Genomic DNA, 23,988 nt, shown 5'->3' with positions numbered 1-23,988 from the left:
CCCGCCGCCGGCACCGACCACGCTAACGCCGCCGGGCCCCCGAACCCGCATCGATCAAGAATTCGCCGCCCATGAGACCGCCCGTGAGGCCGCCCAGGGACCCCCAGGGACCCCCAGGCGGCCGCCCGTGGGGCCCGTCTCATGGTGCGGCGAGCCCTCACACGTCCCCGTACGCCTCGCCGCCCAGCTCCAGCGTGGCCGAGCCCGCGGTCGCGTCGGCCAGCCAGGCGGTGAACGCGGCGACGTCGGCGTCCGGCAGCCCGATCTCGATGGTCACTGCCTCCGCGTACCGCACCTCGCGCACGTCCCGGCCGGTGGCCCGCAGGTCGTTCTCCAGCTTGCCCGCCCGCTGATGGTCGACGCGGACCGTCGCCAGCCGGAAGCGCTGCCGGGTGATCGTGCCGAGTGCGTCGAGGGCCTCGCCGACCACTCCCCCGTACGCGCGGATCAGTCCACCCGCCCCCAGCTTGACGCCGCCGTAGTAGCGGGTGACGACCGCCGCGACGTACCGCACCTCGCGGCGCGTCAGCATCTGGAGCATCGGGACGCCGGCGGTGCCGCCGGGCTCGCCGTCGTCACTGGCCTTCTGTACGGAGGCGTCGGCGCCGATCACGTACGCGAAGCAGTTGTGGGTGGCGGTCGGGTGTTCCTTGCGGACGCGTGCGACGAAGTCCTGCGCCTCCTGTTCGGTGGCGGCGGGGGCGAGGGAGCAGAGGAAACGCGATCGGTTGATCTCGCTCTCGTGCACACCTGCGCGGGCGACGGTCCGGTACTGCTCCTGCATCCGTCCACCTTATGCGCCGCTCCGCCGACCGGTTCCGGCGGGAATGACGAGACCGGGACCGGCGGTTGTCCCGGCATGAACGCAGACGGCAGGGACAACGAGACAGAGACGATCCGGCGGATTCTTCAGGACGCGGGCGACACCTGGGCGGTGGTGGGCCTCTCCGACAACCGCTCCCGTGCCGCCTACGGCGTGGCGCAGGTCCTCCAGCGCTTCGGCAAGCGGGTGGTGCCGGTGCACCCGAAGGCCGAGACGGTGCACGGGGAGCAGGGGTACGCCTCGCTGGCGGAGATCCCGTTCCCGGTGGACGTGGTGGACGTGTTCGTCAACAGCGAGCTGGCGGGCGGGGTCGCGGACGAGGCGGTGGCGGTGGGGGCGAAGGCGGTGTGGTTCCAGCTCGATGTCGTGGACCCGGCCGCCTACGAGCGGACGCGGGCGGCGGGGCTGGACATGGTGATGGACCGGTGCCCCGCCATCGAAATTCCGCAGCTGGGGTGAGGGTGTGCGGGCCGCCTGGCGTGGGGAGGGATCCCCGCCGTGAGCGACCCTCTCGACGACGGCTCCCTCGGCAGCGGCCGGCTGACCGGCACACTGTCCGCGCTGTCCGAGCTGGGCGTGCGCCCCGGCGATGTGCTGCTGGTGCACGCCTCCCTGCGAGCGGTGGGGCCGGTCTCCGGCGGGCCGGAGACCGTGCTGGCGGCCCTGCGCCGGGCCGTGGGACGGGACGGGACCGTCGTGGTCCCCTCGTTCACCCCGGAGAACTCCGACACCTCGCCGCACTACCGCGCCCGTGTGCGGGGCCTGGACGCCGAGGCGCGCGAGGCCGTCCGCGCGTCGATGGCGCCGTTCGATCCGGCGACCACCCCCGCCCCCTCGGTGGGCGCCCTGGCCGAGGCCGTGCGGACGGCGGCGGGGGCCGAGCGCAGCGGCCATCCGCAGACCTCCTTCGCCGCGATCGGGCCGGCCGCCGGAAAGCTGCTCGCCGGGCACCGGCCGGACTGCCACCTCGGCGAGGACTCCCCGCTCGCCCGGCTGTACGAGGCCGACGCCAGGATCCTCCTGCTCGGCACCGGCTACGACACCTGCACCGCCTTCCACCTGGGCGAGTACCGCAGGCCGGACCCTCCCCTCCGCACCTACCGCTGTGTGGTGACCCTGCGGGGCGTGCGGCAGTGGTGGGCGTACGAGGATGTCGCCCTGGACGACGGCGACTTCGCGGCCCTGGGGGCGGCGTTCGAGGAAGCCGCCCGCCCCGGTGACGTACGGACGGGTCGGCTCGGGTCCGCGCCGTGCAGGCTGCTCCGGCTGCGGGCGGCCGTCGACTTCGCCACCGGGTGGCTCACGGAACATCGGTGACCGGGCACTCGAACAGGCGCTCTATCGCACATCCTTCGGAGTCCTTAGAGTGACGCTGCTCGCACGGCGGCCGACGGGGGGTCCGAAGCGTGAACACATCGCAGCGGGTGGTGCGGAGAAATCGCGTCCTGTCCGGCCTGCTGACCTGGCTCGTCTATCTGTCCCTGCTGCTGCTCGCCTACAGCGTGTGGCGCGAGAACGCCCCCGACTCGCTCACGGACTCCTGGCCCTGGAAGCTCCAGCTGCTGGACATCCAGTCCGCCACCACGGCGGCGGTCGGCAGTCTGGGAGCCTCGCTGGCCAGGGCGCAGTACGCGCGAGCGGTCCGCCCGGCACTCGGGTACTTCGGCCAGGTGAAGGAGGGCATGGCCCCCGACGACCGGCTCGCCTGGGTGTGCAGCGTCCTCAATGCCGCCCAGGACGTGGCCGTCGTCGAACAGCTCGGCTACCGGGTCGTCCTCACCGGGGACACGGATGCGGCGAACGACGAGGCGGGCTGGGTGCGCCGGGACGTAGCCGTGAGGCTGATCGAGGAGCGGGGGCCGGTCGACCGGGCGGACTTCGCGCTGCACTTCATCGGCGTCGGCAGGCCCCTTCCGGCCCAGGGCATGATGCTGATCGGCTGGTTCACCGAGGCGGCGATGGCGGAGGTCCGCACCGTTCATGTGCGCTTACGGGTCACGGACCGGGTGGGCGACACCCATGAGCGCGTCATCGACGTGCTGAAGGGCGCCGACCGGTCACCCCGCCGCGCCGACCCGCCCCTTCTCTGACGGGCGGGACGTCAGACCCCGAGGCCCTCGACGACCACGGCGCCCGGGAGAGCGGCGAGCGCCTTGCCGGGCACGATGAGCTTGCCGCGGCGGCTGCCGCTGCCGATCAGGACCCACTCCTCGTCCACCACGGCGGGGTCCAGCAGGAGGGGCCAGGAGGCGGGCAGGCCGATCGGGGTGATGCCGCCGTACTCCATGCCGGTCTCGCCGACCGCCGTGTCCATCGCCGCGAAGGACGCCTTCCGGGCGCCGAGATGCTTGCGCACCGCGCCATTGACGTCCACCCGGGTACGGGAGAGCACCACGCAGGCGGCGAGGGTGACGTCTCCGCCGCGCTTGCCCGCCACGACGACGCAGTTGGCCGAGGTGTCCAGCAGGTCCGCGCCGTAGTGCTCGACGAAGACCGCGGTGTCGGCCAGGGCCGGGTCCGAGTCGACGTGGATGATCCGGTCGGCGGTGACATCGCCCCACCCGGCGGCCAGGGCCGCCACGACGGGGGCGGGGAGCAGGTCGAGCCGTTCCGAGGCGGGGGAGGCATCCTCGAAGGTGCCGATGGGTGCGCGCATGGGCCCACACTAACGGCGACGGGCCTTGCCCCAGCAGGGCGTTGGGCCTTGGAGCGCCGTCAGCGGGTGTCCGGCTCCTGCTCCTCCCCCAGCTCGGCCAGCGCGAGCAGCTGCTCGGGCGTGACGCCCTTCGGGATCGGTACGGGGGCCGGCGTGCGCAGGGGCGGCTGCCAGCCCTTCTCCGGGTCCCACCTCCGTACGACACGCGCCGGGGCCCCCGCGACCACCGCGTGGTCGGGGACCTCGCCCCGGACGACCGCGCCAGCGGCGACCACCACATTGCGGCCGAGCCGGGCGCCGGGCAGGATCACCGCGCCCGTGCCGATCCAACAGCCGGGGCCGATCTCCACCGGCTCCATCCGGGGCCACTGCTTGCCCACGGGCTCGTGCGGGTCGTCGTAGCTGTGGTTCGTCGAGGTGATGTAGACGTACGGACCGCAGTACGTGTCCGAACCGATGCTCACCGTCGTGTCGGCGATGACGTGGCTGCCGCGCCCCAGCACCACCCCGTCACCCAGCGTGAGGATCGGCTCGGGCCCCAGGTCGAGGTCCGGCATCATCCCGGCCGTCAGGGTCACCTGCTCGCCGATGATGCAGTGCCCGCCGAGCTGGATCCACGGCTCCCCGAAGACGGTGCCCTGGGGGAAGGCGAGCCGGGTCCCCTCCCCGATCGCGCCGAAGCGCAGCCGGCCCGGGTGCTCGGCGGTGACGGCACCCGCCTCCCGCGCCCATGCCCAGCCGCGGTGGACCACCCAGGAGGCGGCGCGGCGGCGTCGGCGGGCGAGGAAGGAGAACGTGTTTCGGTTCTTCGGCACGGGGTCACGGTAGTCGGCGCGGATGGCGGCGATCCGCGCGGTGACCTGTGATGTTCGCCCTACCCCCCGGCGTACGCGGGGAGCCGTCGCCTACCGTGTGAGGCGGCCCGATCCCGATCGACGGCCCCAAGCGCAGCACACCCCAGCAGCACCGGACCACCGAGGAGCAGGCCATGGCGGAACAGGCGTTGATCACGGGCATGGGCGGCAAGGAGCCGGACATCGACGCGGACGCGTTCGTCGCCCCGACCTCCGTGGTGATCGGAGAGGTGACGCTGGCCGCCGGTTCCAGCGTCTGGTACCAGGCGGTGCTGCGCGCCGACTGCGGCCCCATCACGCTCGGTCCCGACAGCAACATCCAGGACAACTGCAGCGTGCACACCGACCCGGGCTTCCCGCTGACCGTGGGCGCGCGCGTCTCGGTCGGCCACAACGCGGTCCTGCACGGCTGCGTCATCGAGGACGACGTCCTGGTGGGGATGGGCGCCACGGTGCTCAACGGCGCGCACATCGGCGCCGGGTCCCTGGTCGCGGCGCAGGCGCTCGTACCGCAGGGGATGCAGATCCCGCCGGGGTCGCTGGTCGCGGGCGTGCCCGCCAAGGTGAAGCGGCCGCTGACGGCGGAGGAGCTGGAGGGCATCCGGTTCAACGCGGCCGGTTACGTGGAGCTGGCCAAGGCCCACCGCGCGGCGCACGAGGGCTGAGACCGGCACCCAGGCATACCGAAGCCGCCGCACCCTCCCCGACCGGAGGGGGCGGCGGCCCCGGGAACGTACGCCCGCAGGCGTCAGCTGTTGGGGCGCAGGGTCCACACGACGGTCATCTCGCCGGTGACCGCGCCGTCCGCCCGCTGGATCTCGATGGCGACCGGGAACTCGGGGCGCTCCCCGGCGTCGAGCTGGGCCACGACGTCGGCGATCGGGCGGCCGAGGGTGGCCGTCGCGGTGACCTCGCCCATGGCGAGCTTCTTGTAGCCGATCTCGGCCTTGACGGCGAGCGGGACGGCCCGGGACATCTGGTCGCCGAAGGCGGCGATGACGATGGCGCCGCTGGCGGACTCGGCGAGCGTGAACATCGCGCCGGCGTGCGGCCCGCCGACGTGGTTGTGGTACTCCGCCTGGTCCGGCAGCCGGACGACGGCGCGCTCGGGGGTTGTCTCCAGGAATTCGAGGTTGAGGGTCCGGGCCATCGGAACCGTCGCGACGAGCATCTCGCCCACGGTCATCTGTTCAGCGCTCATGGAACGAAGGTTACTCATGAGTAGCGATGTTTGGCCATCCCCTGCGCCCGGTCCGGACCTACCGCTGTTACAGCACCGGGACAGCACTGGGACAGGGGTGCCCGTAGCAGTGCACACGACACCCATCTATGGTTACCAGCCATGTGGCCAGGACAGCAGCCGCCCGGGGGCGAGCAGAACCCGCAGGACTCGAACCAGAACCCGTACCAGCAGCCGGGGTACCAGCAGCCGAATCCCTATCAGCAACCGGGATATCCGCAGCAGGGCCAGCCTGGCTACGGACAGCCGGGTTACGGACAGCAGCCCGGATACGGGCAGCCGGGCTACGGACAGCCCAATCCCTACCAGCAGCCGACCGTCCCGCAGTACGCGGTGCCGGGCCCGCCCGGTGGGCCCAAGCCGGACGGTGACAAGAAGAAGACGACCGTCATCGCCGTCGTCGCGGCGACCGCCGTCGTCGTGGCCGCCGTCGTCACCGGCGTCATCGTGCTGAACGACAAGGACGACGAGGGCGGCTCGACCGTCGCCGACGACAAGAAGTCCGCCTCCCCCAGCGCGAAGCCGAGCGCGTCCGAGGACACGAGCTCCGCGCCGGTGGAGAACCCGCGCGGCTCCGAGGGCGACCCCAAGCCCCTCATCCCGGGCTGGAAGGTCGTCACCAACCCGAAGTGGGGCACCCAGTTCGACGTGCCCGGTGACTGGGAGGTCTCCAGCTCGGGTGTGTTCGCCGGCTTCGAGGACGCCAAGAACCCCACCGGCAAGCCCGTCGCCGGATTCTCCGCGCCCGCTTACTACAAGAGCAAGTGGTGCGTCGACGACTCCGACAAGGACGGCAACAAGGAGGAGACCGAGCTCGCCGGCGTCGGGACGAAGGGCGCGCGGGGGGCGAAGAACTCCGACGAGGCGGCGCGTGCCGAGGCGGGCACCTGGGTGTGGGCGGCGTACGCCCAGACCGACTCCAAGAACAAAGTAAAAATCGCCCCGGCCAAGCCGTTCACCACGAAGTCGGGTCTCTCCGGCAGCGTCGTGACCGCCACGGCGACGGGTCTGGCCAAGAAGGAGAAGTGCGACACCGACGGCAAGTCGATCGCCTTCTCGTTCAAGAACGGCAACGACGAGTTCTCGACCTGGGTCCTCTACGGCCCCAAGGGCGTCGACGGCGAGCTGCCGGACACCACCATCCAGCAGATCCTGAGCACGGTCCGCCTCACCGCCGACAAGCCGACCGGCTGACGAGCGGCTGACATAGGGCTGATCGCCTGACGGCCTGACGCGACTCACACACCGCTGACGCCTGCCCTCCGGCCCGGGAACGCTGTCCCCCGGGCCGGAGGGCACCGTACTGCTCAGCCGATGCTGAAGGCGCCGTCCGGCGGCTCCGGCGAGGCGACGGCGTCCGCGTCCGCCACCGGGCGGGCCCCGCCGATGAGCCGGACCAGCGCCGCCCCGTCGGTGACCCGGGCCGGAAAGGCGTCGGCGGCACAGCGGCGGGTGAGCGGCGCCGTGGCGATCGGGGTGTGCGAGGCGAGCAGCACCACGTTGCCGAACCGCCGGCCGCGCAGCACCGCCGGTTCACCGATCAGCGCCAGCTCGCCGAAGACCGCCGCGAAGTTGGCGAGTTGGGACCGGAGGAACGCGAACGGCGCGCTGTCCGCCAGGTTGGCGGCGTAGATCCCGTCCGGCCGCAAGACCCGCCCGGCGGCCCGCGCGTACTCCACCGACGTGAGGTGGGCCGGGACCCGGGAGCCGCCGAAGACGTCCGCGACGATCACATCGGCGGACCCGGGCGGTGCCGCCTCCAGCCGGGCCCGGGCGTCGGCGGCGTGCACGGAGATGCCGCTCCCGTCGGGCAGCGGCAGGTGCTCCCGCACCATCCGCAGCAGCTCCCGGTCCGCCTCGACGACGTCCTGCCGCGAGCCGGGGCGGGTCGCCGCGACGTACCGGGGCAGGGTCAGCGCCCCGCCGCCGAGGTGCAGGACGTCCAGCGGGGCGTCCTCGGGCGCCGTGCAGTCCAGGACATGCGCGAGGCGCCGTACGTACTCGAACTCCAGGTACGTCGGGTCGTCCAGGTCCACGTAGGACTGGGGAGCCTCGTCGACGGTGAGCAGCCAGGCCCGGTCTCGGTCCACATCGGGCAGCAGCCGGGCGGTGCCGCAGTCGACGTCGCGGATGACGGGTATCGGCTCGTTCACCCCTCCATTGTCGCGCGGCCCGCCGCCCCTGAGGTCCAGGGGTGGCGGGCCGCGGCTGCCCTCAGAGCAGGCCGGTCACCGTGCCCGCGCCGACCGTGCGGCCGCCTTCGCGGATCGCGAAGCCCAGGCCGGACTCCAGCGGGACGTCACGGCCCAGCTCCACGGTCATCGTGACGGTGTCGCCGGGGCGGGCGACCGCCGTGTCGCCGAGGTCGACATCGCCGACGACGTCCGCCGTACGGATGTAGAACTGCGGCCGGTAGCCGGTGGTGACCGGGGTCGACCGGCCGCCCTCCTTCGTCGACAGCACGTACACCTGCGCGGTGAACCGGCGGCTGGGCGTGACGCTGCCGGGCGCGGCCACGACATGGCCGCGGCGGACCCGGTCGCGCTCGACGCCGCGCAGCAGCAGCGCCAAGTTGTCCCCGGCCTCGGCGGACTCCATCGGCTTGCCGAAGGTCTCCAGACCGGTGACGACCGTCTCGATGTCCGCGCCCAGCACCGCGACCCGGTCCCCGACGCGGACAGTGCCGCGCTCAACCGCGCCGGTGACGACCGTGCCCCGGCCGGTGATGGTCAGGACGTTCTCCACGGAGAGCAGGAACGGCGCGTCGGTGTAGCGCACCGGGATCGGTACGTACGTGTCGACGGCGTCCAGCAGCCCCTCGATCGCCGCCGTCCACCGCGGGTCGCCCTCCAGCGCCCTGAGCCCGGAGACCCGGACCACGGGGACGGCGTCGCCGCCGTACCCGTGCGCGGAGAGCAGCTCGCGGACCTCCAGCTCGACCAGGTCGGTGAGCTCGGGGTCGCCCGCGTCGGCCTTGTTGAGGGCGACGACGATGTGGTCGACGCCGACCTGACGGGCCAGCAGGACGTGCTCGGCGGTCTGCGGCATGATGCCGTCGAGCGCGGAGACGACGAGGATCGCCCCGTCGAGCTGCGCCGCTCCCGTGACCATGTTCTTGATGTAGTCCGCGTGACCGGGCATGTCGACGTGCGCGTAGTGGCGGGTGTCGGTCTCGTACTCGACGTGCGCGATGTTGATGGTGATGCCGCGCTGGGCCTCCTCGGGGGCCCGGTCGATCCGGTCGAACGACACGTAGGAGGTGGAGCTGCCACCGCGCTCGCTGAGGACCTTGGTGATGGCGGCGGTGAGGGTGGTCTTGCCGTGGTCGACGTGGCCCATGGTGCCGATGTTGAGGTGCGGCTTGGTGCGCACGTAAGCCGTCTTGGACATGGCTCGTTCCTTCTGAAGCACTCGAAGCTGAGAAGAGATGAAGACCCCAGGGCCCCGCCGACCCTCCCCTTGCGGGGTCCGCCGGACTGTCGGGGGAGGGTCAGCTTCGGGCGCCGCCGAGGGGCGCTGCGGCAGCGGTGAAGGCTGCGTCGAGGGCTGCGGTGGTGGCTGCGGCCATGTCGTTCACGGCAGCCTTCGGCGCGGCCGCGACTGCGGGCCGTGCTGCGAGGAAGGCGTACCGGAACATGCCCTGATCATGTCCGGGCGGGACCGCCGCGTCGAATGGTTTTCCGGTGGCTTCCCCGCCGGTTTTCCGGTGGCTTTCCCGCGCCTCAGAGGTTTTTGAGCGCCTCGCGCACCGACAGCGGTGACAGGCGGTCCCGGGCGCCCTCGACGAAGTCGCGTACGGCGGTGGGATCGGTCTTCGCGTACTCCCGCAGCGCCCAGCCGATCGCCTTGCGGATGAAGAAGTCCGGGTGATCCGCGCGGCGCAGGCAGTAGCCGAAGAGCCGGTCGGTGTCGGTGGCGTCCTTGTACCGGAGCTGGTGGAGCAGGGCGGTCCGGGCGGCCCACAGGTTCTCGTCGTCGATCCACCGGTCCATCGCGCGGGCGAGCGCCGGGTCGGCGGAGACCAGCGGCCCGGCGACATGGGCGGCGAGCAGATCGACCGTGTCCCACCAGGGGGTGGTGGTGACGAGGTGGCGCAGGACGGGCAGGAACCCGGAGGAGCAGGAGGCCACGTACCGGCGGAGGTAGTCGACGGCGAAGTACTGGTACTCGCGCTCGGGCAGCCCCCAGCAGCGCAGCGCGATCGCCGTGCAGTCCTGCTCGTCGGGCCGCCCGGTGCCCGCCAGCACGGCCTTCGACAGGGCCCGGCGCCGTGGGGTGGGGATGCCGAGGAACGGGGCGATGTGCTTCATGTACGCGGCGGCGCCCTCGGCCTGTACAGGGTCGGCGGCCGGGGGGTACAGCTCGGTCAACCGGGCGAGGACGGCGTCGGCGAGCGGGCTGTCCGGTACGGCGGGGGCGGGGGCTGCTGCGGGGTCCACGCGACGCACATTACGACGATCAGACACCGTTTTCGGTTACTCTCCCCGAATGTTCGACCCCGTCCCCACCGCCCGGCCCGCCGGCGCCACGGCCCTTCGTCGTTCGAAGGGGCTGCTCTCCCCCTGGTCCCGGTTCTCGCTGCTCGTCGCCGTGCTGCTCGGCGCCGCTTCGACGATGCTGCTGTTCGAGCCACAGAGACTGCTGGCGTCGGGCTGGCCGGAGCAGCTGACCGGCGGCGGTGCGGCGCTGCTGTTCGGACTCGCGTACGGGGCGCTGACCGTGGCGTTCGTGCCGCGTCCGCTCCTCAACCTGGCGGCGGGGGCGCTCTTCGGCGCGCAGTTGGGCCTCGCGGCGGCCCTGGCGGGGACGGTGCTCGGTGCGGGCGTCTCGTTCCTGCTGGGCCGGGTGCTGGGCCAGGACGCGCTGCGCACGCTGCTGCGCGGCAAGGTCCTCACCGCCGCCGACGGGGTGCTGAGCCGGCACGGCTTCCGTTCGGTGCTGGCGCTCCGCCTCTTCCCCGGCGTCCCGTTCGCCGCCGCCAACTACTGCGCGGCGACCTCCCGGATGGGCTACCCGCCCTTCCTGCTGGCCACCGGACTCGGCTCCATCCCGAACACGGCGGCGTACGTCATAGCGGGCAGCGAGGCCGCCTCGCCGACCTCGCCCCTGTTCCTGGCGGCGATGGGGTTCATCGTGGTGTCCGGTCTCGGCGGCGCGCTGGTGGCCTGGCGCAAGCGCCACCGGCTCGGCCGGGACACGCCGGACAACTGAACGTACGGCGGCACGTGGATGACCGCTGCGGTCATCCTGACGTTCACCTACAGGCGATACGCTTCCCGCGACCTCGATGTCCGCGATGTCCGCGGCCGCACTCCGTGGTCCGCACGCCGTAATCCGCACGCCGTGTTCCGCACTCCGTACGCCGCACTCTGCCGACGGGCCCAGTCGTCCCTGGCCGATGCACGATCATTTCCGGGATGGCCAAAGCCCCATGAGCTGGTTCGAATCATTTGTTCTGGGACTCGTTCAGGGACTGACCGAGTTCCTGCCGATCTCCTCCAGCGCCCATCTGCGGCTGACCGCCGCGTTCGCCGGCTGGCACGACCCGGGGGCCGCCTTCACCGCGATCAGCCAGATCGGCACGGAGGCGGCGGTGCTGATCTACTTCCGCAAGGACATCGCCCGGATCGTGTCGGCCTGGTTCCGCTCGCTGACGGACAAGGAGATGCGCGCCGACCACGACGCCCAGATGGGCTGGCTGGTCATCGTGGGCTCGATCCCCATCGGCGTGCTCGGCATCACGCTCAAGGACCAGATCGAGGGCCCCTTCCGCGACCTGCGGCTGATCGCGACGACGCTGATCGTCATGGGCATCGTCCTCGGCATCGCCGACAGGCTGGCCGCGCGCGACGAGGACGGCGGCAAGCACCGCGCGGTGAAGGAGCGCAAGACGCTCAAGGACCTGGGCATCCGGGACGGTCTGATCTACGGGTTCTGCCAGGCGATGGCCCTGATCCCCGGTGTCTCGCGCTCCGGCGCGACCATCAGCGGTGGCCTGCTGATGGGCTACACCCGTGAGTCCGCCGCCCGTTACTCTTTCCTGCTGGCCATCCCCGCGGTGCTCGCGTCGGGCGCGTACGAGCTGAAGGACGTGGGCGAGGGCCATGTCTCCTGGGGGCCGACGATCTTCGCGACCGTCGTGGCGTTCTTCGTCGGATATGCCGTGATCGCGTGGTTCATGAAGTTCATCACGACCAAGAGCTTCATGCCGTTCGTCTACTACCGGGTGGCGCTCGGCATCCTCATCTTCATCCTCGTCTCCACCGGTGCGCTGAGCCCGCACGCGGGTGAGTCGGCGGGCTGACGTCTTCCGTTGTGCGGCCCCGCCCGGGAGCAGCCGGGCGGGGCCGATCCAGCAGCGCAGCAGCCAGCAGCGCGGATAGATGTCACCACCGTAGAACGGGGGTCTGACAACGCCGCCCCGCCGCCGGTTCAGCGGTCCGTGAGGCCCGTCGCCGCGAGGACCGCGTCCACCGTCTCCTCGACGGTCAGCTCCGCGTTGTCGATCCAGATGCCCTCGCCGGTCAGTTCGGCGCGCATCGCCGTGTCCAGGAACGACCAGTCCGTGGTGAGCGTCTTGTCCCGGGCGAGGTTGCGCTCCCCCGCCTTCGCGGCGCCCGGGGCGAGCACCACGCAGTGCAGCGGTCCGACGGCGGCCTGCCGCCGGTAGAAGTCGAGGTGGGCCCGGCGGACGACCACGTCGTCGATGACCGGCAGAAATCCGGCGCTGACGAAGCTGTCCGCCAGCAGGCAGGCGTTACGGGCCCGGAGGAAGATCTGCCGGTCCGCCTCCTCGTCCCGCTCCGGGGAGGGCCAGCGCCCACCCGTGACGATGAGCTCCTGGAGGGCGTCCACCTCGATGTGGGCCGAGGCGGCGAACCGGGCGGCGAGCGCGGCGGCCACGGTGGACTTGCCGCTGCCCGGGATACCGCTCAGCAGGACGGCTCCCGCCGCCGGTTCGGTGTCCACCGGCACTTCGGTCCAGCTCATCGTCCTCGGCTCCCTCCGCAGGCGGTCCGGCCCGCCTCCGCCCGGTGATCGTAGGACACCTCCCGGGCGGGAACTTCCCGGCCCGGGCCGCCGACTACTGGAGGACGAGCCCGGCGAACAGCCGCGGCGGCGCGACGGCCCTACGAGGGCCGGGAGGAGGCCGAGAGGCATGCACTGGTACGAGGACGAGACGCTCTGGTCCGATTTCGCCTCGACGATGTTCCCGCCCGCTCGGGCCGAGTCCGCCGCCGCCCTTGTCGCCTCCTCGCCCCTGCTGGACTTCCCACCGGGTTCACGGGTGCTGGACCTGGCGTGCGGACCGGGCCTGTTCGTGGTGCCGCTGGCGGCGCGCGGGTACGCGGTGACGGGCGTCGACCTGTCTCCCTCGATGCTGGAGCGGGCCCGGAACACCTGCGACGCGGCGGGGGCCGAGGTCCGTCTGGAGCGGGCCGACATGCTCACGTACGCGGAGCCCGGCGCCTTCGACGTCGTGCTGAACGTCTTCACCTCGTTCGGCTACTTCGAGGACGCCGAGGACAACCTCCAGGTGCTCCGCAACGCCCACGAGAGCCTGGCGCCCGGTGGCCAGCTGCTGGTCGACGTGATGGGCAAGGAGGTGCTGGCGGGCTGGATCGGGCGGCCGAAGGTGGTGGACCTGCCGGACGGCGCGTACGTAGTCCAGCGCGACACGGTCCTCGACAGCTGGCGGCGGCTGCGCACCGACTGGACGCTGGTGCGCGGGGGTTCGGCCCGTACCGCCTCCATCCACTCCTGGCTCTACTCCGCCGCCGAGCTGGACGCCCTCTTCGAGGAGGCCGGCTTCACCGACGTGGAGTGCTTCGGCGGCTTCGACGGTTCGGGGTACAACCAGCACTCCGACCGGCTCATCGTCCGCGGGCGGCGCAAGTGAGTTCCGGGGCGCGGCAGTCGGCCGCCACCGCGACCGTCCACGAGCACATCACCGACGCCGTGAAGACCCCGGATCTGATCCGGCTGGACGGTGAGGTGGTGCTCGCGCGGTTCGAGACGATGAAGGTGTACGCGGCGCTCGGCGCGGTCCGTTCGCTGCTGCGCCGGGGCCGGGTGGTGCCCGGGCAGACGCTGGTGGACAGCTCCAGCGGCATCTACGCGGTGGCGCTGGCCATGGCGTGTCACCGTTACGGGCTGCGCTGCCACATCGTGGCGTCCACCACCGTCGATGCCACGATGCTCGCCCAGTTGGAGATCCTCGGCGCGACCGTGGACAAGATGCCGCCGTCGCAGAGCCTGCGGCTGGACCAAGAGCTGCGCGTGCGCCATGTGCGGCAACTCCTGGCCGAACGGCCGGACTTCCACTGGATGCGGCAGTACCACGACGCCGTGCACCACGAGGGGTACCGGGAGTTCGCCGAACTCCTCGACGCCTCCCTGCCCGAGGGCCCGCTGACCGTCGTGGGCGCGGTCGGCACGGGCGCCTCGACCGGTGGACTGGCCCGCGCGCTACGGGAGTCGGGGCGGGCGGTGCGGCTGGTGGGGATCCAGCCGTTCGGCAGCGTCACCTTCGCCAGCGAGCAGTTCAGCGACCCGGAGGCGATCATCGCGGGCATCGGCAGCTCCATCCCCTTCGGGAACGTCCACCACGAGCTGTACGACACCGTCCACTGGCTGGACTTCCGCCATGCGATGGCCGGAGCGGTCGGACTGCTGCGCCGGCACGCGGTGTTCGCCGGGCTCTCCACCGGGGCGGCGCATCTGGCGGCCTCCTGGGAGGCGGCGCGCGACCCGGGCCGGCTGCACCTCGTGCTGGGCGCCGACACCGGACACCGGTACGCCGAGCGGGTGTTCACCCGGCACGCCGAGGCGCTGGACCCGGCCGGACTGCGGCCCCGCCCGATCGCGTCGCTGGACGCCCTGCGGCCGCCGTGGTCGGTGATGGAGTGGGGCCGGCGCGCCGCACCCGAGGCCGCCCGCCTGCCCGAACAGGGCGGTGCCCCCGCCCCCGTACCGACCGTGGAGATGCAGCCATGACGATCGCCGCTCTGGAGTCCCTGTCCTTCGGGCTCGGCCGGATGGCCGAGGCCGCCGCGGAGACCGGGCACCGGCTGTGCCTGCTCACCGGTGACCGCTCGGTGTACCGGCACGAGCTGGCCACCCTGCCGGCCGACGCGCTGGACGTCGTCGATGTCGACACCGACGACCCGGAAGCGGTCCGCCGCGCGCTGGCCGCCCTCCCGTCCCTGGCCGGCCTGATCAACACGACGGACACCTGGAGCGTCCCGGCCGCCTCTCTCGCCGCCGAGCTGGGGCTCCCGGGCCCGGACCCGGAGGCGGTCCGGCTGCTGCGGGACAAGCGCCGGGTCCGGGAGGCGCTGTACGAGCGGGGGCTGAGCCGGTCGGCCGCCGTGGCCGTACCGCCCGGGCCGGAAGGGGCCCAGGCGGTCCTGCGTACGGTCGGACTCCCCGCCGTGCTGAAGGACTCGGCGGGCACCTCGTCGCGGGGCGTGTGGATCGTGCACGACGAGGAGGCGCTGCACCGGGCGCTGGCGGAGGCGGAGCGACAGCCGCTGAAGGGGGCGCTGTTCGCGGAGTCGTTCCTCGCCGGTCCGCTGTACAGCGCGGAGACCCTGAGCTGGGAGGGGACCACCCGGCTGCTGGGGGTGCTGAGCCGCCAGACGTCCCGGTCGGCGGTGGTACGGGAGGAGGTCGCGGCCTTCCCGGTGGCGCTGCCGGACGGGGAGCGGGACGCGATCGAGGCGTGGGTGGGGCAGGTCCTCGAAGTGGCCGGGCACGGGCGGGGGTTCGCTCATGTGGAGTTCATCCTGACCGCCGAGGGGCCGGAGTTGGTGGAGGTCAACCGGCGGATCGGCGGTGCGCTGGTCGGCGAGGTGCTCTGCCGGACGCTGGGCACCAATGTGTACACGGCGATGACGGACGAGGCGCTCGGCCGCCGCCCGACTCTGCTGGACGCCCCGCTCGGAGGCGGTCAGGGCCTCGCGTACGGCTTCGTCCTCGTCTACGCGGACCGGCCGGGCGTGCTGAAGGGCTGGCACGGTCTCGGTGAACTCGCCGCCTTTCCCGGGTCCGTGGAGTGGTTCCCCGTACGCGAACCGGGCGAGCACCTGCCGCACGTGGGCGATCAGCGCGGGTGCACGGGCATGGTGCTGGCCGAGGCGGCGACGGCGGAGCTGGCCCAGCACCGGGCGTGGAGCGCGGCGGTCCGGGTGCGTCCGGTGATCGCGGACACGCCGTGAGGGCGGGGTGAGCATCGAACGGGCCCCGAAGCAGCAGCGGTTCACCGCTCCGCAAGGGTTCCTGCTGGCGGGCTCGTTCCTGATCACGCTGGGCAGCTTCGCCGTGCTGCCGTACATGTCGGTCCTGCTCCACCAGCGGCTCGGCCTCGGGCTCGGCACGGTCGGGTTCGTCCTGGCGGTGGCCTCGCTGATCCAGTTCGCCGGGGGCGTGGTCGCGGGGCCGGTCGCCGCTCGGATCGGGCTGCGGCGGTCGATGCTGCTGGCGCTGGCCCTGCGGACGGCCGGATTCGCCGCGTTCGTACCGGGGCTGACCAGTCCCGTCCTGGCGACCGGCGCGCTGTTGCTGGTGTCGGCGGGCGCGGCACTCTACCTCCCGGCCAACAAGGCCTATATGGTGGCCGGTTCACCGGACGCGGACCGGCCGCGGCTGCTGTCGGCGAGCAGTTCGGCGTTCAACGCGGGGATGGCGCTCGGCCCCCCGGCCGCCGCGCCGCTGGTGATGGGCTCCCCCGGGGTGCTTTTCACGTGCGTGGCGGGGCTGTTCGCGCTGGTGGGGGTGGGACACGCGTTCCTGCCGCGCGAGGAGGCCCGCCCGGAGACGGTCGCCTCCCAGGAGCCCGGGAACGGCGAACGGCAGTCCGGTCTTTCGCCGTTCCTGGTCACGGTGGTGAGCGTCTACGCGTTCATGTTCTTCCAGCACTACCTGGCGCTGTACGCGGTCCCCCGGACCTCGGCGGGCTTCTACGGCGTGGTCCTGATGGGGTACGCGGCCCTCCTCGTCGTGGCCCAGCCGCTGCTGGCGGAGTGGATCGCCGCCCTGAGCTACCCGGCCGCGCTGCGGTGGGGGTTCGGGGCCATGGCGGCGGGGATGGCGGCCATCGCCGGGGGCGGGCACACGGGCATCGCGGTGGGCGGGGCGCTGCTCTGCGTCGGCGAGATCGTGCTCTTCCTGAAGAACGACCTGGAGGCGCTGGCCCGCAGCTCCGCTTCCCCGGCCACCGTGTTCGGGCGGCAGCGGCTCGCGGCGGGCATCGGGGCGTTCGCCAGCGGGGTGGTGGGCGGGCAGCTGTACGCGGCGGCGGAGTCGGCGGGTTCGGCGCGGGCGTTCTGGGTGGCGGTCGGCCTGCAGTGCCTGCTGCTGCCGGTGCTGCTGATGTACGGCGGCCGCCGTACCGCCCGGGGCCGGCCGGAGCCCCGGGCGGAGACGGCCTCGGAGCTACGTGGCTGAACCGGCGGCCACCGTCACCCGCTCCCGCGGTTCCGTACGCCACTGCCCGGCCAGCTCCCGGCGGGCGCGCGCCACGCGGGAGCGCACCGTGCCGACGGGGCAGCCCGCCGCGTCCGCCGCCTCCTCGTAGGAGAGCCCGAGCACCTGGGTGAGGACGAAGGCCTGGCGGCGCGCCGGGTCCAGGTGGCCGAGGGCGTCGAAGACCGCGACGGACTCGTCGAAGCCGGGGAGGTGGCGCGGCTGGGCCCGTTCCGCCGCGACCTGCCAGTCGGCGGTGTCGGCGGTCCGGGGGCGGACGGCGGCGGTGCGGTGGCGGTCGATGACGACGCGCCGGGCGATGGAGAGGAGCCAGGTGCGGGCGCAGGAGCGTCCGGCGAAGCGGGCCAGTCCGCTCATCGCCCGCAGGTAGGTCTCCTGGGCGAGGTCGTCGGCGCCGGGGACGTCGGCGCTGAGGTAGGCGACGAACCGGCGGACGTCCTCGTAGGTCGCCCGGACGAAGCGGTCGGCGGCCTCCCGGTCGCCGCCGCCCGCGGCCAGCGCCCAGTCGGTGATCTGGACGTCGTTCTGCCGGGTGGCGTACACCCGGGGCCGGGGCGCCGGGGTGACGGGCGGCCCGGCGGGGAGGGGGGTGGCAGTAAGGGTCACAGCAGTCCTTCGCGTCCTGGCGGAGCCGTGGCACGGTCGTCGGCACACGGCTTCGCATGGCCGGCCGCATGGACGGGCCCGGGAGGGGCGGGTCCGGCGGTAACGGCATGCCTGTCACGGGTGTGGGCGCGGGCGCACACCCGTACCGCCACCGGGTCACACGGAACCGGGTGGGCGGCGGGAAGTCACAGGGAGGGGACGGGAAGCGGTGGACCGCGCCGGGAGATGGCGTGCAGGGCGAGGAGGTCCTGAAGGCGGCGGCCCGGCCGGCGGCGGGTGCGCGGCCGAGGGGACGGGACCCCGTCGAGGGGCGTCGCCGACCAGAGGCGCCAGGCCGTCCGCAGCGGAGTCCGTACGAAGTAGGCGAGGCAGCGGCCCAGTCGGGCGAGCGCCACCTCGCCGCGCCACAGCCACCAGCCGCAGATCAGCCCGGCGACGGCGTGGGAGGCGGCCATGCCGGTGGTGAACACCGAGGCGTCGAAGGCCGCCAGCAGCTCCATCCGGTGCGAGACGTCCCCGGCCGGGCCCACGTGGGTGGCGTGGGGCATCGCCCCGTGCGCGTGGTGCGCTCCCCCCGTGGCGTACGCGGTGAAGTAGGCGTGCAGCCCCAACTGGCCCAGCACATGGGCGGAGACGGTGACCGGGGCGTTCCGTGGGCGGCGGGCGAGTAACCAGCCTGCGGTGGCGACCGGTACGAGGACGGCCAGCAGGGGCGGCAGCGGCAGGGGGCCGCCGGACATCAGGGCATGGCCGAGCCCGGACACGGCGACGCACACGACCGCGAACAGCGCGGTGCGGGCGAGGCGGAGTGCGGTTCCGGCTCCCATGGCGGCCATCGTGCCAGCCTCCCCCACCTCGTGGAGAAGACCAGCAGATGCGGAAACAACGGGAGTTCACCCCGTTTGCCCCAGGCGCCACCCCTGTGATTCATGTCACACAACCATCGGGGGAACTTTCCCCTCTCCCCCACCGACTGCTCCAACAACGCGTCCGCACACGCCTCGTGGCCCGGGGCCGACGCACCCGCCCCGCCAGCCGACGCCCCCGAAGAGGCCGCATGACGAACCAGCCCCCCGCACCCGAACCGGCAGCGGCCGCCGAACTCCCCACCGCATCCCCCGAGACCGATGCCACGCCGGACGCCCCGCTCCCCGGCCCCCGGCAGCCCCGTCCGACCCAGCGCACCACCCTCGGCTCGGATCTGCGCGCCTCCTGGCCCGACGGGCTCGTGGCACTCCTGGTGACGGCGGCCGTTTTCGTCCTGCTCTACATACGCATCCGCAACAAGACCTCCTCCACGGTCTCCGTGATGCCGTTCATGGCGGATGCGGGCGGCTTCTGGATGTACTTCCTCAGCCAGGCGTTCGGCTGGTCGGCGCTGCTCTGGGCCTGGGGCACGGTCATCCTCGGCCTCCTGCTCTCCGGGCAGCGCCCGGGCCGCCTGCCACTCTCGGGCCCCCGTCTGGAGCGCCTGCACCGCACCACGAGCCTCAACACCATCGCGCTGATCACCGCTCATGCGCTGCTGTTCGGCGCCGAGTTGTTCCGGCACTCCACCGACGCCTGGAACTCCGCGCTGGGCACCGCCTTCGTCGAGACGTTCGTCCCGGGCGGCTACACCTCGGGGACCGGCCAGATCGCCATCCCGATCGGCCAGGCGGCGCTGTACCTCGCGATCCCGCTCGGCCTGCTCTTCTACGTACGCCACCGCATCGGCCCGAAGACCTGGCGCGTCCTGCACCGGTTCGTGATCGTGGTCTACGTGCTGAGCGTCTGGCACACCCTGCTGTACGGGACGAACGTCTGGTACGACGGCTGGTTCCGCACCAGCGTGTGGCTGCTCCAGCTGCCGATCGCCGCCCTGCTGCTCGTCCGGCTGCTGCGCCCGGCCCGCCGCTCCGAGAAGCTGCCCCTCTCGCCCGGTGCCACCGCCTCCCGGACCGGCTGGGCGCTGCGCCTGGGCGGCCGGCTCGCGGTGGTGGGCGTCGTGGTGGCGCTGGTCGTGGTGGTGGTCAGCGGGAGCGACGGCGGGCGGACCGTGCCGCCGGACGACACCTCCTCCAGCCACAACCACGACTGACCGGCGCTCTTTGCCCACCGCCGTACGCTCGGGTCCATGACCACTCATGATCTTCCTGTGATCGCCGCCGTCGACGGTTCCACCCACAGTCGGCAGGCGCTGGACTGGGCCGCACGCGAGGCCGCGCGGCGCGACCTGCCGCTGCTGATCGTCCATGTCCGGCCGCTCACCCGGAACGTCGACGAGGAGACCGGGCAGCACGAGGCGGACGAACTGCTCGCCGAGGCCGTACGCCGGAGCGAACTGGTCGCACCGGCGTCACGGCCCTCGACGCTGGCCCCGCTGGACTTCCCGGCGGCGGCTCTCGTCTCGCTGAGCCGGGACGCGTCGATGGTCGTGGTCGGTTCGCGGGGGCTCGGCGGCTTCCGGTCGCTGATGATCGGCTCCAACAGCCTGGCCACCGCGTCGATGGCGAGCTGCCCGGTCGTCATCGTGCAGGACGGCCGCTCGGACGAGGACGACCGGCCCGAGGACGAGGAGGCGTACGCCGACATCGTGGCGGGGGTGGCCGCCGACGAGAGCAGCGAGGCGGTCCTGGAGTTCGCCTTCGCCACCGCGTCCGCCCGGCCCGGCGCACGGCTGCGGATCGTGCACGGCTGGACGATGTTCTCCTCGATGCTGGCGGGCGGACCGGTCTTCGACCGGGAGTCCGCGCAGGGCTCGGCCGAGCGGGGCCTGGCCGAGGTGACCTCCGGCTGGCAGGAGCGGTACCCGCAGGTGGAGGTCGTACGGGAGCCGGTCAACGGGTCCGCCTCGCGCACCCTGGTGACGGCCTCCGCGACGGCGGCCCTGACCGTGATCGGTCGCCGGAAGGGCGGGGAGTCGCTCGGTCTCGGCCTCTCCCCGGTGGCCCAGACGACGGTCACGCACGCACTGGGCCCGGTCGCGGTCGTGCCCTGCTGAGCGGGTGGGCGGTCATCCGCCCGACCGCGCAGGCCCCTTGGCGTGGCGGGCGGCTTGACCGAGACTTGACCGATGACACAGCGTGTGGCACTCGCGACCGTGATGGACCGGCTCGCCATCGATGATGTGATCACCGGATACGCCGTGACCGTGGACGACGGCGACTGGCCCGCCTACGAAGCCCTGTTCACCCCGGACGGCCGCGCCGACTACACGGGCGCGGGCGGAGTGGAGGGCCCGGCGGACGAGATCGCGCGCTGGCTCACGGGCACGATGCGCCTGTTCGCGATGCGCCAGCACCTGATCGTCAACCGGCGCATCGACCTCCAGGACCTGGGCGGCTACCCGGGCGACCGGGCCCAGGTGCGGGCCGACTACCTGAACCCGATGCGCCTGGCGCGGGAGGGCGGGGCCTCAGGGTCCGATGACACCGCACCCGACTTCGTCTCCGGCGGGCGGTACACCTTTGAGCTGCACCGTACGGACCCGGGCTGGCGGATCCGTACGGTCACCGTCCACGAGAAGTGGCGCCGGGCGCCCGGAGCGGCCTGACGCGCACGCGTCCTTCGGCCGGGGGTGTCCGGTATCCGCTGGGGATCACCTCCCCCACACTGGGTACACAGAGCTGACCTGGCAGACCACGCGGCTGCTCACCCACGTGGGACGAGGAGGGCACGGCATGCGGATGCGGGGCGGACGGGTTCCGGCGTCCGGCTGGGGCCGGGGTGCCCTGGCGCTCCTCGCCGGGGCGCTGCCCGCGCTCGCGTTCCCCGCGCTCTCGCTCTGGTGGCTGGCCTGTGTCGCGCTCGTCCCCTGGCTGCTGCTGATCCGCTCGGCGGGGACGACGCGCCGGGCGGCGCTGGACGGCTGGATCGGCGGCACCGGCTTCGTCATCGCCGTCCACCACTGGCTGATGCCGAGCCTGCACGTCTTCATCGTGCTGCTGGCCGCGCTGCTGGGCCTGCTGTGGGCGCCCTGGGGCGTGCTGGTCCAGCGGCTGCTAGGCGGTGCGCCCTCCGCGCTGCGGGCGGCCGCGGCGGTGGTGGCGGTGCCGTCGGGGTGGCTGGTGATCGAGCTGGTCCGCTCCTGGGAGGGGCTGGGCGGGCCCTGGGGGCTGCTCGGCGCGAGCCAGTGGGAGGTCGCTCCGGCGCTGCGGGTGGCGTCGGTGGGCGGGGTGTGGCTGGTGAGCCTGCTGATGGTGGCGGTCAACACCGCGCTCGTCCTGCTGACGGTCGCGCGGACCGGGGCCCGGACGACGGGCGGGGTGCTGCTGGTCGTGTGCGCGCTGACGGTGACCTTCGTGTGGGCCTGGGCGCCGCAGCCGGTGACCACGGGGACGGCCAGGATCGCCGTCGTACAGCCGGGTGTCATCGCCGGCCCCGGGAGCGTCGAGCGGCGCCTCGCCCGGGGTGAGGAGCTGACCCGTACGGTGGCGGGCCGGGACGTCGACCTCGTGGTGTGGGGCGAGAGCAGCATCGGGGCGGGCGTCTGGCGGGACCCGGAGACGGCGCGGCGGCTCGCGGCGCTCTCCCGGGAGACCGGGGCCGACCTGCTGGTCAATGTGGACGCCCGGCAGACGAACGGCTCCGGGCGGAGCGGGATCTTCAAGTCGGCGGTGCTCGTCGGTCCTGACGGGCCGACCGGGGACCGGTACGACAAGATGCGCCTGGTGCCGTTCGGTGAGTACGTCCCGGCGCGCTCCCTGCTCGGCTGGGCGACCTCGGTGGGCAAGGCGGCGGGCGAGGACCGGCTGCGGGGCGACCGGCAGGTGGTGATGGAGCTGCCCGACGGCGACGAGCGGCTGCGGATCGGTCCGCTGGTCTGCTTCGAGTCGGCGTTCCCCGACATGAGCCGGCGGCTGACCCGGGACGGCGCCCAGGTGCTCGTCGCGCAGTCCGCCACCTCCACCTTCCAGGAGAGCTGGGCACCGGCCCAGCACGCGTCCCTGGGCGCGCTGCGGGCCGCCGAGAACGGCCGCCCCCTGGTGCACGCGACGCTCACCGGGATCAGCGCCGTGTACGGGCCGCGTGGGGAGCGGATCGGGACGCCGCTCGGTACGGACGAGAGCGCGGCGGCCGTGTACGACGTACCGCTGACGCGCGGCACCACGCTCTACGTCCGCTTCGGCGACTGGGCGGTGTACGGGGCCCTGGCGGCGCTGGCCGTCCTGTGCGCCGCCGAGGGGCTGCGGGCGCTCAGGAGGAGGCCTGCTCCAGGGAGTCCCGGACGATCCGCTCGCACAGCTCATGGGTCGCCAAAGCGTCCCGAGCACTGAGCACCTGGCCCGCGCGGACCGTGTCCAGGAACGTGTGGACGCACGCCTCGATGCCGCGCTGGCGGGCCACCGGCACCCAGTCGCCGCGCCGGCGGACGCTGGGCTGGCCCTTGTGGTCGACGATGTCGGCGAGGTTGAGGACCTGGCGCTTGGTGTCCCGGCCGGAGACCTCCAGGATCTCCTCGGTCGATCCGTTGAGCCGGTTCATCATCCCGATCGCGGTGAATCCGTCGCCGGAGAGCTGGAGCACCACGTGGTGCATCAGTCCGTCCACGATCCTGGCCCGCACGGTGGTGTGGTCGACGGGCCCCGGGGCCAGGAAGCGCAGCGTGTCGACGACGTGGATGAAGTCGTCGAGCACCAGGGCGCGGGGATCCTCGGGCAGCCCGACGCGGTTCTTCTGCATCAGGATCAGCTCGCGGGGGTGCTCGGCGCACTGGGCGTAGCTCGGCGCGAGGCGGCGGTTGAAGCCGACGGCGAGGCTGACACCGCGCTCCTCCGCGAGGTTCACCAGCCGCTCGGACTCCGCGTACTCGTAGGCGATCGGCTTGTCGACATAGGTGGCGACCCCGGCTTCGAGGAGCCGCTCCACGATCTCCGGGTGGACCGCCGTCGGGGCGTGCACGAAGGCCGCGTCGAGCCCTTCGGCGAGCAGCGAGTCCAGGGTCGTGTGGCGGGCGGCGGCCGGGATGCGGTGGGTGTCGCCCACCGCGTCGAGCGTGGCGGGCGTACGGGTCTGGAGGTGCAGCTCGACCCCCGGTACGGCGCTCAGCACCGGCAGGTAAGCCTTCTGCGCGATGTCGCCGAGCCCGATGCAACCGACCTTCACAGGGGTCTCCCTCTCGCCGTGCGGAAGTTCCGTCAGTTCCGTTGCCCGGCAGCATACGGGGCCGCCGCCAGGCCGCTTCCGGCGCCCGCCCGGCGAAGAAATGCCTGGCCAGCCTCGTGATCATGTTCCAGCGCGCGCCCCTCCGGTCCGGCTGCCCGCGCCCTCACGCCGGAGCGGGGCGCCGGGCCGGGGCTCCGGAGCGGGGCGGCGGGCCGGGGCGCCGTGCTGACCGGGT

At 72.9% G+C, this 23,988-nt stretch carries 27 protein-coding genes; 15 read left to right on the top strand and 12 right to left on the bottom strand.

Annotation, left to right across the window (positions count from 1 at the left end; all coding sequences use genetic code 11):
- Window positions 1–157: 157 nt before the first annotated feature.
- A complete protein-coding gene (locus R2B67_RS32105; RefSeq protein ID WP_237324804.1) occupies window positions 158–784 on the bottom strand; it encodes a YigZ family protein in 627 nt (208 codons plus the stop codon).
- A 75-nt stretch (window positions 785–859) separates the two neighbouring features.
- On the opposite strand from R2B67_RS32105, the gene R2B67_RS32100 reads away from it, so the two are divergent.
- From R2B67_RS32100 to R2B67_RS32090, 3 genes are all read left to right on the top strand, one after another.
- Complete coding sequence (locus R2B67_RS32100) at window positions 860–1,282, top strand: CoA-binding protein (RefSeq protein WP_317823004.1); 423 nt, start codon at window positions 860–862, stop codon at window positions 1,280–1,282.
- A gap of 39 nt (window positions 1,283–1,321) precedes the next feature.
- On the top strand, window positions 1,322–2,140 hold the full coding sequence (locus tag R2B67_RS32095; RefSeq protein WP_317823002.1) for an AAC(3) family N-acetyltransferase: 819 nt from the start codon (window positions 1,322–1,324) through the stop codon (window positions 2,138–2,140).
- Between the two features lie 89 nt (window positions 2,141–2,229).
- The gene (locus tag R2B67_RS32090) at window positions 2,230–2,913 is read left to right on the top strand and encodes a hypothetical protein (RefSeq protein WP_317823000.1); all 684 of its coding nucleotides are present in this window, start codon (window positions 2,230–2,232) and stop codon (window positions 2,911–2,913) included.
- A gap of 11 nt (window positions 2,914–2,924) precedes the next feature.
- Here R2B67_RS32090 and R2B67_RS32085 read toward each other — a convergent pair whose 3' ends face one another.
- The gene (locus R2B67_RS32085) at window positions 2,925–3,479 is read right to left on the bottom strand and encodes a YbaK/EbsC family protein (RefSeq protein ID WP_317822998.1); all 555 of its coding nucleotides are present in this window, start codon (window positions 3,477–3,479) and stop codon (window positions 2,925–2,927) included.
- 59 nt (window positions 3,480–3,538) lie between these two features.
- Window positions 3,539–4,294: an acyltransferase gene (locus tag R2B67_RS32080; protein WP_317822996.1), complete on the bottom strand. Its 756-nt coding sequence runs from the start codon at window positions 4,292–4,294 to the stop codon at window positions 3,539–3,541.
- Window positions 4,295–4,467: 173 nt separating this feature from the next.
- Between R2B67_RS32080 and R2B67_RS32075 the strand changes: the two genes are divergently transcribed.
- The gene (locus R2B67_RS32075; protein WP_317822994.1) at window positions 4,468–4,998 is read left to right on the top strand and encodes a gamma carbonic anhydrase family protein; all 531 of its coding nucleotides are present in this window, start codon (window positions 4,468–4,470) and stop codon (window positions 4,996–4,998) included.
- Between the two features lie 83 nt (window positions 4,999–5,081).
- On the opposite strand, the gene R2B67_RS32070 is transcribed toward R2B67_RS32075, so the two are convergent.
- A complete protein-coding gene (locus R2B67_RS32070; protein ID WP_018516122.1) occupies window positions 5,082–5,519 on the bottom strand; it encodes a DUF4442 domain-containing protein in 438 nt (145 codons plus the stop codon).
- A gap of 156 nt (window positions 5,520–5,675) precedes the next feature.
- Between R2B67_RS32070 and R2B67_RS32065 the strand changes: the two genes are divergently transcribed.
- The gene (locus tag R2B67_RS32065) at window positions 5,676–6,767 is read left to right on the top strand and encodes a DUF8017 domain-containing protein (protein ID WP_317822992.1); all 1,092 of its coding nucleotides are present in this window, start codon (window positions 5,676–5,678) and stop codon (window positions 6,765–6,767) included.
- A gap of 113 nt (window positions 6,768–6,880) precedes the next feature.
- Here R2B67_RS32065 and R2B67_RS32060 read toward each other — a convergent pair whose 3' ends face one another.
- From R2B67_RS32060 to R2B67_RS32045, 4 genes are all read right to left on the bottom strand, one after another.
- Complete coding sequence (locus R2B67_RS32060; RefSeq protein WP_317822990.1) at window positions 6,881–7,726, bottom strand: spermidine synthase; 846 nt, start codon at window positions 7,724–7,726, stop codon at window positions 6,881–6,883.
- A 61-nt stretch (window positions 7,727–7,787) separates the two neighbouring features.
- Window positions 7,788–8,963: an elongation factor Tu gene (gene tuf, locus R2B67_RS32055; protein WP_317822988.1), complete on the bottom strand. Its 1,176-nt coding sequence runs from the start codon at window positions 8,961–8,963 to the stop codon at window positions 7,788–7,790.
- Between the two features lie 100 nt (window positions 8,964–9,063).
- Window positions 9,064–9,210 carry a hypothetical protein gene (locus R2B67_RS32050; protein WP_317822986.1) on the bottom strand — a complete coding sequence of 49 codons (147 nt, stop codon included), beginning with the start codon at window positions 9,208–9,210 and terminating at the stop codon, window positions 9,064–9,066.
- A gap of 85 nt (window positions 9,211–9,295) precedes the next feature.
- Window positions 9,296–10,012 carry a DNA alkylation repair protein gene (locus R2B67_RS32045; RefSeq protein WP_317822984.1) on the bottom strand — a complete coding sequence of 239 codons (717 nt, stop codon included), beginning with the start codon at window positions 10,010–10,012 and terminating at the stop codon, window positions 9,296–9,298.
- A 49-nt stretch (window positions 10,013–10,061) separates the two neighbouring features.
- On the opposite strand from R2B67_RS32045, the gene R2B67_RS32040 reads away from it, so the two are divergent.
- Both R2B67_RS32040 and R2B67_RS32035 read left to right on the top strand, forming a co-directional pair.
- Window positions 10,062–10,784 (top strand): TVP38/TMEM64 family protein, encoded by a 723-nt coding sequence (locus R2B67_RS32040; RefSeq protein ID WP_030567353.1) that lies wholly within the window; start codon window positions 10,062–10,064, stop codon window positions 10,782–10,784.
- A 220-nt stretch (window positions 10,785–11,004) separates the two neighbouring features.
- Window positions 11,005–11,877, top strand: a complete 873-nt coding sequence (locus R2B67_RS32035) for an undecaprenyl-diphosphate phosphatase (protein ID WP_018516128.1) — start codon at window positions 11,005–11,007, stop codon at window positions 11,875–11,877.
- Window positions 11,878–12,005: 128 nt separating this feature from the next.
- On the opposite strand, the gene R2B67_RS32030 is transcribed toward R2B67_RS32035, so the two are convergent.
- A complete protein-coding gene (locus R2B67_RS32030) occupies window positions 12,006–12,563 on the bottom strand; it encodes an AAA family ATPase (protein WP_317822980.1) in 558 nt (185 codons plus the stop codon).
- A gap of 169 nt (window positions 12,564–12,732) precedes the next feature.
- On the opposite strand from R2B67_RS32030, the gene R2B67_RS32025 reads away from it, so the two are divergent.
- Genes R2B67_RS32025 through R2B67_RS32010 form a run of 4 tightly spaced genes read left to right on the top strand, consistent with a single transcriptional unit; the run spans window position 12,733 to window position 17,021 of the window.
- Entirely contained in the window at window positions 12,733–13,473 is a 741-nt protein-coding gene (locus tag R2B67_RS32025; protein WP_317822979.1) for a class I SAM-dependent methyltransferase, read from the top strand.
- Window positions 13,470–14,570, top strand: coding sequence for a pyridoxal-phosphate dependent enzyme (locus R2B67_RS32020; protein WP_317822977.1), 1,101 nt, complete (start codon window positions 13,470–13,472; stop codon window positions 14,568–14,570). The genes R2B67_RS32025 and R2B67_RS32020 overlap by 4 nt, the downstream gene beginning before the upstream one ends.
- Window positions 14,567–15,793, top strand: coding sequence for an ATP-grasp domain-containing protein (locus R2B67_RS32015; RefSeq protein WP_317822975.1), 1,227 nt, complete (start codon window positions 14,567–14,569; stop codon window positions 15,791–15,793). Before R2B67_RS32020 ends, R2B67_RS32015 begins: the two co-directional genes overlap by 4 nt.
- Before the next feature lie 7 nt (window positions 15,794–15,800).
- A complete protein-coding gene (locus tag R2B67_RS32010; protein WP_317822973.1) occupies window positions 15,801–17,021 on the top strand; it encodes an MFS transporter in 1,221 nt (406 codons plus the stop codon).
- Here the strand turns inward: R2B67_RS32010 and R2B67_RS32005 are convergent.
- Window positions 17,010–17,666, bottom strand: coding sequence for a sigma-70 family RNA polymerase sigma factor (locus R2B67_RS32005; RefSeq protein ID WP_317822971.1), 657 nt, complete (start codon window positions 17,664–17,666; stop codon window positions 17,010–17,012). The genes R2B67_RS32010 and R2B67_RS32005 overlap by 12 nt on opposite strands.
- A gap of 185 nt (window positions 17,667–17,851) precedes the next feature.
- Entirely contained in the window at window positions 17,852–18,502 is a 651-nt protein-coding gene (locus R2B67_RS32000; protein ID WP_317822969.1) for a hypothetical protein, read from the bottom strand.
- Between the two features lie 221 nt (window positions 18,503–18,723).
- Here R2B67_RS32000 and R2B67_RS31995 point away from each other — a divergent pair, with 221 nt between their 5' ends.
- The 4 genes from R2B67_RS31995 to lnt all read left to right on the top strand — a co-directional run bounded on the left by R2B67_RS31995 (window position 18,724) and on the right by lnt (window position 22,924).
- A complete protein-coding gene (locus R2B67_RS31995; protein ID WP_317822967.1) occupies window positions 18,724–19,746 on the top strand; it encodes a ferric reductase-like transmembrane domain-containing protein in 1,023 nt (340 codons plus the stop codon).
- 36 nt (window positions 19,747–19,782) lie between these two features.
- Window positions 19,783–20,649, top strand: a complete 867-nt coding sequence (locus R2B67_RS31990) for a universal stress protein (protein ID WP_317822965.1) — start codon at window positions 19,783–19,785, stop codon at window positions 20,647–20,649.
- Window positions 20,650–20,721: 72 nt separating this feature from the next.
- The gene (locus R2B67_RS31985) at window positions 20,722–21,201 is read left to right on the top strand and encodes a nuclear transport factor 2 family protein (protein WP_317822964.1); all 480 of its coding nucleotides are present in this window, start codon (window positions 20,722–20,724) and stop codon (window positions 21,199–21,201) included.
- A gap of 127 nt (window positions 21,202–21,328) precedes the next feature.
- Window positions 21,329–22,924 carry an apolipoprotein N-acyltransferase gene (gene lnt / locus R2B67_RS31980; protein WP_317822962.1) on the top strand — a complete coding sequence of 532 codons (1,596 nt, stop codon included), beginning with the start codon at window positions 21,329–21,331 and terminating at the stop codon, window positions 22,922–22,924.
- Here lnt and R2B67_RS31975 read toward each other — a convergent pair.
- Complete coding sequence (locus R2B67_RS31975) at window positions 22,845–23,753, bottom strand: Gfo/Idh/MocA family protein (protein ID WP_317822960.1); 909 nt, start codon at window positions 23,751–23,753, stop codon at window positions 22,845–22,847. The genes lnt and R2B67_RS31975 overlap by 80 nt on opposite strands.
- Window positions 23,754–23,988 lie beyond the last annotated feature (235 nt).

The sequence above is a fragment of the Streptomyces cyaneofuscatus genome, assembly GCF_033109485.1.
In the GTDB taxonomy this organism is placed as follows: Bacteria; Actinomycetota; Actinomycetes; order Streptomycetales; family Streptomycetaceae; genus Streptomyces; species Streptomyces cyaneofuscatus.
This window is presented reverse-complemented; position numbering and strand designations above follow the sequence as displayed.

Bases quoted from the DNA above. Each gene is read 5' to 3' on its own strand.
- R2B67_RS32105 (WP_237324804.1), bottom strand. From the start codon at position 784: ATGCAGGAGCAGTACCGGACCGTCGCCCGCGCAGGTGTGCACGAGAGC.
- R2B67_RS32100 (WP_317823004.1), top strand. From the start codon at position 860: ATGAACGCAGACGGCAGGGACAACGAGACAGAGACGATCCGGCGGATT.
- R2B67_RS32085 (WP_317822998.1), bottom strand. From the start codon at position 3,479: ATGCGCGCACCCATCGGCACCTTCGAGGATGCCTCCCCCGCCTCGGAA.
- R2B67_RS32075 (WP_317822994.1), top strand. From the start codon at position 4,468: ATGGCGGAACAGGCGTTGATCACGGGCATGGGCGGCAAGGAGCCGGAC.
- R2B67_RS32070 (WP_018516122.1), bottom strand. From the start codon at position 5,519: ATGACCGTGGGCGAGATGCTCGTCGCGACGGTTCCGATGGCCCGGACC.
- R2B67_RS32065 (WP_317822992.1), top strand. From the start codon at position 5,676: ATGTGGCCAGGACAGCAGCCGCCCGGGGGCGAGCAGAACCCGCAGGAC.
- tuf (WP_317822988.1), bottom strand. From the start codon at position 8,963: ATGTCCAAGACGGCTTACGTGCGCACCAAGCCGCACCTCAACATCGGC.
- R2B67_RS32050 (WP_317822986.1), bottom strand. From the start codon at position 9,210: ATGTTCCGGTACGCCTTCCTCGCAGCACGGCCCGCAGTCGCGGCCGCG.
- R2B67_RS32040 (WP_030567353.1), top strand. From the start codon at position 10,062: ATGTTCGACCCCGTCCCCACCGCCCGGCCCGCCGGCGCCACGGCCCTT.
- R2B67_RS32035 (WP_018516128.1), top strand. From the start codon at position 11,005: ATGAGCTGGTTCGAATCATTTGTTCTGGGACTCGTTCAGGGACTGACC.
- R2B67_RS32030 (WP_317822980.1), bottom strand. From the start codon at position 12,563: ATGAGCTGGACCGAAGTGCCGGTGGACACCGAACCGGCGGCGGGAGCC.
- R2B67_RS32025 (WP_317822979.1), top strand. From the start codon at position 12,733: ATGCACTGGTACGAGGACGAGACGCTCTGGTCCGATTTCGCCTCGACG.
- R2B67_RS32015 (WP_317822975.1), top strand. From the start codon at position 14,567: ATGACGATCGCCGCTCTGGAGTCCCTGTCCTTCGGGCTCGGCCGGATG.
- R2B67_RS32000 (WP_317822969.1), bottom strand. From the start codon at position 18,502: ATGGCCGCCATGGGAGCCGGAACCGCACTCCGCCTCGCCCGCACCGCG.
- R2B67_RS31995 (WP_317822967.1), top strand. From the start codon at position 18,724: ATGACGAACCAGCCCCCCGCACCCGAACCGGCAGCGGCCGCCGAACTC.
- R2B67_RS31990 (WP_317822965.1), top strand. From the start codon at position 19,783: ATGACCACTCATGATCTTCCTGTGATCGCCGCCGTCGACGGTTCCACC.
- R2B67_RS31985 (WP_317822964.1), top strand. From the start codon at position 20,722: ATGACACAGCGTGTGGCACTCGCGACCGTGATGGACCGGCTCGCCATC.
- lnt (WP_317822962.1), top strand. From the start codon at position 21,329: ATGCGGATGCGGGGCGGACGGGTTCCGGCGTCCGGCTGGGGCCGGGGT.